Origin of the sequence: Burkholderia sp. LMU1-1-1.1 (assembly GCF_040675865.1) — a bacterium.
In the GTDB taxonomy this organism is placed as follows: Bacteria; Pseudomonadota; Gammaproteobacteria; order Burkholderiales; family Burkholderiaceae_D; genus Rugamonas.
This window is the reverse complement of sequence record NZ_JBEGHG010000008.1, coordinates 23,189-34,780: the sequence shown is the minus strand read 5'-3', so window position 1 is coordinate 34,780 and position 11,592 is coordinate 23,189. Positions and strand designations below refer to the sequence as shown.

9 protein-coding genes are annotated in these 11,592 nt (G+C 64.6%); 1 reads left to right on the top strand and 8 read right to left on the bottom strand.

From position 1 onward, the window contains the following. Positions 1-13: 13 nt before the first annotated feature. The 3 genes from yajC to queA all read right to left on the bottom strand — a co-directional run bounded on the left by yajC (position 14) and on the right by queA (position 2,651). The gene (yajC, locus tag MRBLMU1_RS08880) at positions 14-346 is read right to left on the bottom strand and encodes a preprotein translocase subunit YajC (RefSeq protein ID WP_090324870.1); all 333 of its coding nucleotides are present in this window, start codon (positions 344-346) and stop codon (positions 14-16) included. Positions 347-472: 126 nt separating this feature from the next. Next, positions 473-1,612 carry a tRNA guanosine(34) transglycosylase Tgt gene (gene tgt / locus MRBLMU1_RS08875; RefSeq protein WP_363499839.1) on the bottom strand — a complete coding sequence of 380 codons (1,140 nt, stop codon included), beginning with the start codon at positions 1,610-1,612 and terminating at the stop codon, positions 473-475. A gap of 13 nt (positions 1,613-1,625) precedes the next feature. Next, complete coding sequence (gene queA, locus MRBLMU1_RS08870; protein ID WP_363499837.1) at positions 1,626-2,651, bottom strand: tRNA preQ1(34) S-adenosylmethionine ribosyltransferase-isomerase QueA; 1,026 nt, start codon at positions 2,649-2,651, stop codon at positions 1,626-1,628. A gap of 139 nt (positions 2,652-2,790) precedes the next feature. On the opposite strand from queA, the gene recG reads away from it, so the two are divergent. Continuing rightward, complete coding sequence (gene recG, locus MRBLMU1_RS08865) at positions 2,791-4,881, top strand: ATP-dependent DNA helicase RecG (RefSeq protein WP_363499835.1); 2,091 nt, start codon at positions 2,791-2,793, stop codon at positions 4,879-4,881. Positions 4,882-5,196: 315 nt separating this feature from the next. On the opposite strand, the gene MRBLMU1_RS08860 is transcribed toward recG, so the two are convergent. The 5 genes from MRBLMU1_RS08860 to MRBLMU1_RS08840 form a co-directional block, all read right to left on the bottom strand. Then, the gene (locus MRBLMU1_RS08860) at positions 5,197-6,414 is read right to left on the bottom strand and encodes an MFS transporter (RefSeq protein ID WP_363499833.1); all 1,218 of its coding nucleotides are present in this window, start codon (positions 6,412-6,414) and stop codon (positions 5,197-5,199) included. A gap of 72 nt (positions 6,415-6,486) precedes the next feature. Beyond that, the gene (locus MRBLMU1_RS08855) at positions 6,487-7,482 is read right to left on the bottom strand and encodes a Gfo/Idh/MocA family protein (RefSeq protein ID WP_363499831.1); all 996 of its coding nucleotides are present in this window, start codon (positions 7,480-7,482) and stop codon (positions 6,487-6,489) included. A 60-nt stretch (positions 7,483-7,542) separates the two neighbouring features. Continuing rightward, complete coding sequence (locus MRBLMU1_RS08850) at positions 7,543-8,340, bottom strand: DUF3025 domain-containing protein (RefSeq protein ID WP_363499829.1); 798 nt, start codon at positions 8,338-8,340, stop codon at positions 7,543-7,545. A gap of 3 nt (positions 8,341-8,343) precedes the next feature. Continuing rightward, a complete protein-coding gene (gene pyrC, locus MRBLMU1_RS08845) occupies positions 8,344-9,396 on the bottom strand; it encodes a dihydroorotase (RefSeq protein WP_363499827.1) in 1,053 nt (350 codons plus the stop codon). A 203-nt stretch (positions 9,397-9,599) separates the two neighbouring features. After that, a complete protein-coding gene (locus tag MRBLMU1_RS08840; RefSeq protein WP_363499825.1) occupies positions 9,600-11,585 on the bottom strand; it encodes a zinc-binding dehydrogenase in 1,986 nt (661 codons plus the stop codon). Positions 11,586-11,592 lie beyond the last annotated feature (7 nt).

Genomic DNA, 11,592 nt, shown 5'->3' with positions numbered 1-11,592 from the left:
GGGCCTGGGCCGGTTACAGCGCCTTGAGCGTGCCTTTCGGCAGGACCATGGTCACGGAGTTCTTCTGCACCACCAGTTCGGCGCCGCTGGAGATCTCCAGCGTGATGTACAGGTCGGAGATCTTCGAGATGCGACCGAGGACGCCGCCGGCGGTGACGACTTCGTCACCCTTGGCCAGCGCTTCCATCATGGCCTTTTGCTCCTTGGCGCGCTTCTGCTGAGGACGGATCATCAGGAAGTACATCGCCACGAACATCAGAATCAGAAAACCATACTGGCCCAGGAAGCCGCCGGTCGCGCCGAGGGCGTCGAGTGGATTTTGGGCATACGCGTTGGATATAAACACAGGTGACTCCGATAATAGTTTGAAAAAACAGCGCTGTATTCTAGCACTGGCCGGAAGCCGAAAGGACTTCCGGTTATATGGGTGGTTGAATTCTTTTTACAAGACTTGCAACACTTGTTGAAGCAATTAGATGCCGCGCGCCCGTTCCGCGTGGAATTGCAGGGTCCAGGCGTGGAAACGGTCGTCATCCAGCGCCTCGCGCATCTGGCGCATGATGTCCAGATAGTAGTGCAGGTTGTGGATGGTGTTCAGGCGCGCGCCCAGGATCTCCTGGGTGCGGTTCAGGTGGTGCAGGTAGGCGCGCGAGAAATTGCGGCAGGCGTAGCACGAGCAGGTGCTGTCCAGCGGCTCCTTGTCATCCTTGTAACGCGCGTTCTTGATCTTGATGTCGCCGAAGCGGGTGAACAGCCAGCCGTTGCGGGCGTTACGGGTGGGCATGACGCAATCGAACATGTCGACGCCGTTTGACACGCCCGCCACCAGGTCCTCCGGCGTGCCCACGCCCATCAGGTAGTGCGGCTTGTTGGCCGGCAGCTTGGGGCCGACGTGCGCCAGGATGCGCATCATGTCCTCCTTCGGCTCGCCGACCGACAAGCCGCCGATGGCCAGGCCCGGGAAATCGATCTCTTCCAGGCCGGCCAGCGACTCGTCGCGCAGGTTCTCGAACATGCCGCCCTGGACGATGCCGAACAGCGCGTTCGGATTCTCGCCGCGATGGAATTCGTCATGCGACCGTTGCGCCCAGCGCAAGGACATGCGCATCGACTTTGCCGCCTCGTCAAGAGTGGCCGGACGGTTGTCGATTTCATACGGGGTGCATTCGTCGAACTGCATGACGATGTCGGAATTGAGCACGCGCTGGATCTGCATCGACACCTCCGGCGACAGGAACAGCTTGTCGCCGTTGATCGGCGAATTGAAATGCACGCCCTCTTCCGTGATCTTGCGCATCGCGCCCAGCGAAAACACCTGGAAACCGCCGGAATCGGTCAGGATCGGCTTGTCCCACCCCATGAAGTCGTGCAGGCCGCCGAATTTCGAGATAACGTCGTTGCCCGGGCGCAGCCACAGGTGGAAGGTGTTGCCCAGGATGATCTGGGCGTCGATCTCCTTCAACTCCAGCGGCGACATCGCCTTGACCGAACCATAGGTGCCGACCGGCATGAAGATCGGGGTCTGCACCACGCCGTGGTTGAGTTTGACTTCGCCGCGGCGGGCCTTGGTCAGGCCGCTGCTATCGGTCTTGTGTAGCGTAAATTCCAACATTGGGGATTCCTTATTATGCTCGGGCTTGCGTCGTCAGCAGCATGGCGTCGCCATAGCTGAAGAAGCGGTATTCGTTGGCGATCGCGTGGGCGTAGGCCGCGCGGATCTCGTCGTAACCGGCGAAGGCCGACACCAGCATCAGCAGGGTCGACTTGGGCAGGTGGAAATTGGTGATCAGCCGCGTGACGGTCTTGAACCGGTAGCCGGGCGTGATGAACAACGCGGTGTCGGCGCTGCCGGCCTCCAGCTGCCCGCTTTGCGAGGCCGACTCCAGCGCGCGCAGGCTGGTGGTGCCGACCGCCACCACGTCGCGCCCGGCGGCGCGCGCCGCGCGCACCGCGTCCACGGTCTCCTGCGGCATGGTGTACCACTCGGTATGCATCTTGTGCTCGGACAACACCTCGGCGCGCACCGGCTGGAAGGTGCCCGCGCCCACGTGCAGGGTCACGTAGGCGAACTCGACACCTTTGGCCTTCAGCTCGGCCAGCAGCTTTTCGTCGAAATGCAGGCCGGCGGTCGGCGCGGCGACGGCGCCGGGCACCTTGTTGAACACGGTCTGGTAGCGCGTCTCGTCGAAGGAATCGGCGTCGTGCTCGATGTACGGCGGCAGCGGCAGGCGGCCGTGGGCCTCGATCAGCTCGAACACGTCGGCGTCGAAGTGCAGCGTGAAGAACTCGCCGGCGCGCTCGCCGACGGTGACGTCGAAGGCGTCGGCCAGGCGAATCTTGACGCCGGGGCCGGGCGACTTGGAGGCGCGCACCTGGGCCAGCACGGTGCGGTTGTCGAGCACGCGCTCGACCAGCGCCTCGATCTTGCCGCCGCTTTCCTTGACGCCGAAGAAACGCGCCTTCAGCACGCGGGTATCGTTCATCACCAGCAGGTCGCCGGCCTGCAGCAGGCCGACGATGTCGGCGAACTGGCGGTCGACGATCGTCTCCCCGTCCAGGTGCAACAGACGGGAGGCGCTGCGGTCCGGCAGCGGGAATTGCGCAATACGCTCTTGCGGCAGGTTAAAATCGAAATCGGAAAGCGAATACATTTTGCGGACTTCTGGAAACTGTTGAAGAAAATCGGGTACGCCATAAACCTATGGGTAGCCTTACAATACCGGCGTCATTGCCATTGATTTGTCACGGGCAACCCTCTATTTTACGCTAGTGCCCGAAAAACGCTCGAATATGCCTCTGCCGCCACCCAACAGCGCGCTGAAAAGCCCGCCCAAGCCCGCCCGGAAGACCGTCAGCCCGGAAGCCAAGCTGGCCAAGCTCGGCCTGCACACGGACATGGACCTGGTGCTGCACCTGCCGATGCGCTACGAGGACGAGACCCAGGTCATCACCATCGAGGAAGCACGCCTGCACGGCGGCGACACCTCGCAGGTCGAGGGCGTGGTGGTCAAGAACGAAATCACCTACAAGCCGCGCAAGCAACTGCTGGTGCACATCGCCGACGAAACGGGCGACCTGCAACTGCGCTTCATGAACTTCTACGGCAGCCAGGTCAAGCAGCTGGCCGAAGGCACGCGGGTGCGCGCGCGCGGAGAGCTCAAACACGGTTTCTTCGGCGCCGAGATGGTGCATCCGGCCTACAAGGTGATCAACGAGGGCGCCCCGCTGCCGACTTCCCTGACGCCGGTGTATCCGTCCGGCGAAGGCCTGTCGCAGCCTATCCTGCGGCGCGCCATCGGCGACGCCATGAAGCGGGTCGACTGGACCGACACCTTGCCGGCCGAGCTGCGCGCCGAGATGCGGCTGTCGGACTTCGAACCGGCGGTCAGGCTGCTGCACCATCCGCCGCAGCAGGTCGACGAGCACGCGCTGGCCGACCGCTCGCATCCGGCATGGACGCGGGTGAAGTTCGACGAGCTGCTGGCGCAGCAGCTGTCCTTGAAACGCGCGCAGCGCGCGCGCCGCTCCAAGGGCGCCGCCGCGCTGAAAGTGGTCGGCGCCTTGTCCGAGCGCTTCCAGGCCGCACTGCCGTTCAAGCTGACCGGCGCGCAGCAGCGCGTGCTCGATGAAATCCGCGCCGACTTGCGCCACCCGTTCCCGATGCAGCGGCTGTTACAGGGCGACGTCGGCAGCGGCAAGACGGTGGTGTCCGCGCTGGCCGCCGCACAAGCGATCGACAGCGGCTTCCAGGCCGCGCTGATGGCGCCGACCGAAATCCTCGCCGACCAGCACTTCCGCAAGATCGCCGCGTGGATGGAACCGCTGGGCGTCAAGGTCGCGTGGCTGACGGGCAGCCTGAAGAAAAAGGACAAGCTGGCCGCCTATGAACTGATCGAATCGGGCGAAGCGCAGCTGGTGATCGGCACGCACGCGCTGATCCAGGAAGCGGTCATCTTCGCCAATCTGGGGCTGGTGATCGTCGACGAACAGCACCGCTTCGGCGTCGGCCAACGGCTCACGTTGCGCAACAAGGGCAACGAAGGCGCGATCCCGCACCAGCTGATGATGTCGGCCACGCCGATCCCGCGCACGTTGGCGATGACCTACTACGCCGACCTGGAAGTCTCGGTGATCGACGAACTGCCACCGGGGCGCAGCCCGATCGTCACGCGCGCCATCGACCAGAACCGGCGCGACGAAGTGATCGAACGCGTGCACGCGGCGGCGCTGGAAGGCCGGCAGATTTACTGGGTCTGCCCGCTGATCGAGGAATCGGAAGCGCTGCAACTGCAAACGGCGACCGACACGCACGCGCTGCTGGCCGAAGCGCTGCCTGACCTGAGCGTGGGCCTGGTGCACGGACGCTTGAAGCCCGCCGAAAAGCAGGCGGTGATGGACGCCTTCATCGCCAACGAAATGCAGGTGCTGGTGGCGACGACGGTGATCGAAGTGGGCGTCGACGTACCGAATGCGTCGTTGATGGTGATCGAGCACGCGGAGCGATTCGGGCTATCGCAGCTGCACCAGTTGCGCGGGCGCGTGGGGCGGGGTTCGGCGGCCAGCGTGTGTTTGCTGCTGTATCAAAGCCCGTTGGGCGGCGTCGCCAAGCAGCGGCTGATGACGATGCGCGAAACCACCGACGGCTTCGAGATCGCGCGGCGCGACCTCGAGATACGCGGGCCTGGCGAATTCCTCGGCGCACGGCAATCGGGGCAAGCGATGCTTCGCTTCGCCGATCTGGAGACGGACGGCTGGCTGGTGGACCAGGCGCGCGACGTCGCGCACGACCTGCTGCACGCCGACAGCGCCGAAAAAGCCGCCACGGTCGAAGCGCACCTGGCCCGCTGGCTAGGCGGCCGCGAAGAATTCCTCAAAGTCTAATCCGGGGTCAGGTCCACCATTGCTACACGGGCTGGGCTTTAACAAGGCTGTCGGCGGCTCCTGGCGGATTACGCTTCGCTAATCCGCCCTACGTGTTTCCGCATTATTATTGACCTTGGTGGTCATCATGTAATTCGCGGGGGCCACGGCGTGCGGCTCAGCCGTGGAGACACGTAATCCGCCATGTACGCTCCGCTCAGAAGCACATGTAGAATCGGTTCGCCAGATCGACCACGAACTCCGGCTGCAGGTACGCCATGAACACCAGCGCCACCACCACTACACCCGCCGCCCGGAGCGCCCACGTTTTCATCGCTACGCCGCCTTCAATACGCTGCGCACCACCGGCAGCTCGTTGATCGGCAGATTAATCAGCCCCGCCATCACGCCCAGCGCAATCGAGATGCCCCAGACGATGTCATAGCTGCCCTGCTTGGCGAACAGGAATCCGCCCATCCACACACCCAGGAAGCTGCCCACCTGGTGCGAGAAGAACACCACGCCCGCCAGCATCGACATATGCTTGACGCCGAAAATCCCGGCGATGATCCCGTTCGTCAGCGGCACCGTCGACAGCCAGATCAAGCCCATCGCCGCCGCGAACACGTACACCGAGAACGGCGTCAATGGCGCCAGCAGGAACAGCGAGATCACAACCGACCGCGTGAAGTAAATCGACGACAGCAAATACCGCTTCGGCAGCCGTCCACCCAATTTGCCGGCGTAGTAGGAGCCGACAATATTGAACAAGCCAATCAGCGCCAGCGCCATCACCGCCACGCTCGGATCGCCGATGCCCTTGTCCTTCAGATAGGCCGGCAGGTGCACGCCGATGAATACGACCTGGAAGCCGCAGACAAAATAACCCGCCACCAGGAACAGGAAGGAGCGGTTGCGAACCGCCTCGCTCATCGCCTCGCGGATGCTTTGCTGCGGACCATCGCCATGGTCGAGCGCCGGCTCGCGCAGATAGAAGGTCATCGGTATCATCAACAGCAGCACCAGCGCGGCCAGCACGTAGAAGGCGTTTTGCCAGCCGATCGCGGAGATCAGCTGCTGCTCGACCGGCATCATCAGGAACTGGCCGAACGAGCTGGCGGCGCCGGAGATCCCGAAGGCCCATGAGCGCTTCTCGGCCGGCGCGACGCGCCCGATGATGCCGCTGACGGCGCCGAACGCGGTGCAGGAAAGCCCCAGGCCGATCAGCACCCCGGTACCGATGACGAACATCGTCGGATCGGTCACCACCGCCATCCAGATCAATCCCGCCGCGTAACTGAGCGCTCCCACCAGCACCACGCGCATGGTGCCGAAGCGGTCCGCCGCCATGCCGGCGAACGGGCCGAAGGCGCCCCACATCAAATTCTGCAAGGCCTGCGCCAGCGAATAGGTTTCGCGCGTCCAGCCGTTAGCCTGGGAAATCGGCTGCATCCAGAAGCCGAAGCCGTGGCGCACGCCCATCGCCAGCGTCAGGACCACACCGGTGGCGATCAACACGGTTTTGAGCGAAGGTGCGCGGCTGGCGACGAACATGGTTTTTTCCCGGTTATCGAAACGACATCTGTCGATTTTACCCAGTTCCCGCCAACCGCGCTTGAACTTAACTTATTCGTCGGCGCTGTAGCGCAGCCCGATCTGCGAACGGATCTCGTCGAGCGTACCCATGATATTGAGCGTTTCCGCGTGCGGCATGACCGGGCTTTCGATCAGGCCTTCGCGGATGCAGCGGCCCACTTCCTGCGCTTCGTGGGTGTAGCCGTTGCCGCTGCGGGCGATCGTCATCGTGCGCTCGCTGCGCGAGGCGCCGTCGACCAGGGTGACGGTGATGGTTTCGGTGTTGTGGAACCGGTCGCTCAAGCGCACAAAGCCCTTGGTGCCGGAGATCGTCAGCTCGGTCGGCGTGCGCGAACGCAGGCTGCACGCGCAGGCCGACACGCCGCCGCCTTCGTGCGTGAGCGTGAACGCGGTCTGCATATCGACGCCGGTCGGCGCCATCTCGGCTTGCGCCTTCACGCCGGTGACCGCGCCAAGGAAGAACGACGACATCGACAGCGGATAGATGCCCAGGTCCAGCAGCGCGCCGCCGCCCAGCTCAGGATTGAACAGGCGATGCTCCGGTCCCGCGTCGGAGGTGAAGCCGAAATCGGCGGTGACATGCGCCGGCTTGCCGATCTCGCCGCTGTCGACGATGCGCTTGGCCTCGACCACGGCCGGCATGAAGCGCGTCCACATCGCCTCCATGACGAACAATTTTTTCTCGCGCGCCAGCGCGATGATGTCCTCGGCCTGGCGGCGGTTCATCGTGAACGATTTCTCCACCAGCACCGCCTTGCCGCCGTTCAGGCACATCATCGCGTTCTCGTGGTGCATCGGATGCGGCGTGCCGATGTAGATGACATCGACCTCCGGATCGTCGGCCAGCGCCTGGTAGCTGCCGTGGAAACGCTCGGCGCCGAACTCCGCGCCAAATTTGGTAGCGCTATCTACCGAGCGCGAACCGATGGCCGCCAGTCTTGCGCCCGGCGTGTCCTGCAACGCGGTGGCGAAGGCCTTGGCGATTTTGCCCGTTCCGAGAATACCCCAGCGAATTACCTGCGTCATGGCGTGATCTTTCTGCCGCGTCGGCGGCAATGTTGGTTGTCGTGCGGTGATATCGAGATGCTATTTTACTGCGACTGGCCGTTTGGGGCGGAACACCGTTGCGTCGGCGTAGAAGGCGTCGTCCTGGTCCGGCCACCATCCGGGCACGCCCAGCGCCTGCATCGGCGTGAAGTCGGCGGTACTGAGACCATTGTCGGCCAAGTCCAGCGCCACTTTGCGGTCCAGCCATGTGCGCCGCGCGGCGTGCTCCATCGCGAAGAAATCGTCGCCCGCCACCACCACGCGCGTGTGCGCGGTGATCGCCTTGCGGGGTGCAACCAACTTCTCCATCAGCGCGTGGCCGAACAGCCAGACCTGCGCGTCGGGACCGAAGCTGGCGCGCTGGCCGATGAAGGCGTCGTGCCAGCGATGTTCGCGCAGCGCCTCGGTGAGACGCCGGCCGCTATCGCAATCGCGCACCACCAGCAGCGCCGCGTTCTCGTCGAAAATGGTGGCGCCGTCGCGCGCCGGGCCGCGTGATTTGCCGACGCCGTCCTGCGCGATCTGCGCCGCCTGCAAGGCGTTCAGCCGCACTTTGATCAGTGGGAAACTAAGCCATACCAGGCCATTGAAGAAGTCGTGGAGGTTGTCGCGGGTGGGCACGCCGCCGGTGGCGCCGATGAAGGCTTCGTACGCCGTCCCGTCGGGCAGCGCCTCCTGCGGCACGAAGGACAGCGGCAAGCCAAGATGATTGCGCAGGCCCAGTGCAGCGGCCTGCGCGCTGAAGGCGTCCCTGAAATGAACGTCCGCTGTCAGCTTTCCGGCCGCGTCCCGTACCGATTCATACCAGGGGCGCGACCAGTCGATCGATTCCAGCACTGCTTATACCATTTTCCAGTTGATGGTTTCGCCGGCGTTGAGCGGCACCACCTGCTGGTCCGCCATCGGCAGCGTTTCGGGCAGCGTCCACTGTTCGCGTTTGAGCGTGATGGTGTCGGTGTTGCGCGGCAGGTTGTAGAAGGCCGGGCCGTTGAAACTGGCGAAGGCTTCCAGCTTGTCCAGCGCGCCGGCGCGCTCGAACGCTTCGGCGTACAGCTCCATCGCATGCAGCGCGGTATAGCAACCGGCGCAGCCGCAAGCGGCCTCCTTGGCGCCTTGCGCGTGCGGTGCCGAATCGGTGCCGAGGAAGAAGCGCTCGTCGCCGCTGGTGGCGGCGGTGACCAGCGCCAGGCGATGTTCTTCGCGCTTGAGGACCGGCAGGCAGTAGTAGTGCGGGCGAATGCCGCCCTTGAAGATGTCGTTGCGGTTGTACAGCAGGTGATGCGCGGTGATGGTCGCGGCGATCGGGCCTTCGGCTTCCGCCACGTACTGGGCGGCGTGCTTGGTGGTGATATGTTCGAAGACGATGTTCAGCGCCGGGAAATCGCGGCGCAGCGGGCGCATGACGCGCTCGATGAAGACGGCCTCGCGGTCGAACAGGTCGATATCCTGGTCGGTGACTTCGCCATGGACCAGGAACGGCATGCCGACTTCCTGCATCATCTCCAGCGTTTTGTAGCAGTTCGACAGGTCGGTCACGCCGGCGTCGGAATTGGTGGTGGCGCCTGCCGGATACAGTTTGACGGCGTGCACGATGCCGCTTTCCTGCGCGCGCAGGATCTCGTCGGGCGGCGTGTTGTTGGTCAGGTAGAGCGTCATCAGCGGCTCGAACTTCATACCAGCGGGCAGCGCGGCCATGATGCGGCTGCGGTACGCCTCGGCGGCAGCGGTGGTGGTCACCGGCGGCTTTAGGTTGGGCATCACGATGGCGCGGCCGAACTGGCGCGCGCTATGCGGCAGCACGCTGGCCAGGGTGGCGCCGTCGCGCAGGTGCAGGTGCCAGTCGTCGGGACGGGCGATGGTGATGCTGTCGGGGGTGTTTTCGAAGTCGGACATGGCTGCGGGCTTTCTGGCTATCAAAGTACGGATACCGACATTTTACCTGCTGCCGGCCAGCGCCCAAGAAAGATTGGGGTCAAGTCTGACATTCGGACACGACCCCATCCGCAGCCCACAACAGCTCACTCTCAAAATCACGTTTTGCACCACAGTACCGACGAGGCCGTGTCCGAATGTCAGACTTGACCCCGTGGTTCTCGTCAGAACCGGATCACGGTCTTGCCGGCGCCGTGGCCTTGCTTGTTGCGCTCGATGGCAGCGCCGGCCTGCTCGACCGTCACCACTTCGTCGATCACCACGGTCAGGTCGCCGACGGCGACTTTACCCGCGATTTCGGCCAGTTGGACGCCGTCCGCACGCATCCGGAACCAGCCGCCGCGCCGTCCCTCCGATAATTGCGCCGCGATGTCCGGGGCCGCCGTGGTGAAGATGCGGCCCTTCGGCGACAGTACTTGCCAGGAACGGGCCAGGGTCTCGCCACCGACCAGATCGAGCACCAGGTCGACATTCTTCACCGACTCCTCGAAGCGGACGGCCTGGTAGTCGATCACTTCGTGGGCGCCAAGGCGGCGCAGCAGATCGGCGTTCCGGCCCCGCGCGGTGACCACCACCCGGGCGCCGGCCTGCTTCGCGAACTGCACGGCGAAGCTGCCGATGGCGCCAGCGCCGCCGTGGATCAGCACCGTTTCGTCCCGCTGAAGTTGCCCCGCTTCGAACAGCGATTGCCAGGCCGTCAGCGATGCGACCGGAATCGCTGCCGCCGTGGCGTCGTCGATGGCCAACGGAATCCGTGCCAGCTTGTCGGCGCCGATCACCACGTGACCGGCATACGCGCCCAACGCACCGAGCGCGCCGTGCACCCGGTCGCCGATGGCGTAGCCTTCAACACCCGCGCCGACAGCGGCAACCTCGCCAGCCAGCTCGATGCCCAGCGTGGCCGGCAGCGGCAATGGAAACGCGTCCTGCACCAAGCCATCGCGAATCTTCCAATCGAGGCCGTTGACGCCGGCGGCGGCCACGCGCACCAGTACTTCACCTTCGCCCGGCTGCGGCACCGGCACTTCGTCCCAACGCAAAACCTCCGCCCCGCCATACGCGTGGATACGCAGCGCGCGATTGGCGCGTTTGTCATCGAGCGCCGGATAATCGATGTATCCCTGCGGGCCGGGAACATAGAACAGCGCGGGATTCGGCGTGTTGAGCGGCGCGTTCAGTTCAAAGCGGCGCGGCAGATCCGGATTGGCCAGGAAGGTGCTGCCGTAGACTACGGCATCGGCCTCACCGGCGGCGATGCGCTGCTCGCCGGACTCGCGGCTCTGGCCACCACCCAGCAGGTAGGCGCCACCGAACAGCGGCCGCAGCGCGCCGTGATAATCGTACTTCGCCTTGAACAGGGCCACATGCAGATATGCCAGCTTTAACGGCGCCAGTTCACCCACCAGATAGGTGTAGGTTTCAACCGGATTCTCGTCGACGATGTCGTTGAAGCCCATCTCGGGCGAGATCTTGATGCCGACGCGGTCCGAGCCCGCCTCCGCGATCATCGCTTGCAGCACCTCCAGGATGAAGCGCGCGCGGTTCGCTACCGAGCCGCCGTATTGGTCCGTGCGCACATTCGTCCCGGATGCCAGGAACTGCTCCGGCAGATAGCCGGATGCCGCGTGCAGCTCGACGCCATCGAAGCCCGCCTCCAGCGCGCGGCGCGTCGCCACACGGTATTCGTCCACCACGGCCTTCACTTCCGCCGTCTCCAGCGCGCGGGGCGTGACGAAATCGGCCATGCCGGACATCGTGTACGCCTGGCCGGATGGCTTGATCGCCGACGGCGCGACAGGCAGCGCGCCTTGCGGCAGCATCGACGGATGCGAGATGCGGCCGGTGTGCATCAACTGCAGGAAGATGCGTCCACCCTCCGCGTGGACCGCGGCGGTGACGCGCTTCCAGGCCTCGACCTGGGCATCGCTGTAAATGCCGGGCGTGGCGACATAGCCCTTGCCCATCGCGCTCGGGAAGGTGCCTTCGGTGATGATCAGGCCCGCGCTGGCGCGCTGGCGGTAGTAAGTGACGGCGAGGTCGGACTGGACGCCGTCGGCGTGGTTGGCGCGCGAGCGCGTCATCGGCGCCATGAAGATGCGGTTGCGCAGGTCGTACGGGCCGATCTTGACGGCGGTGGAGAGCTGGTTCATTTAGGGT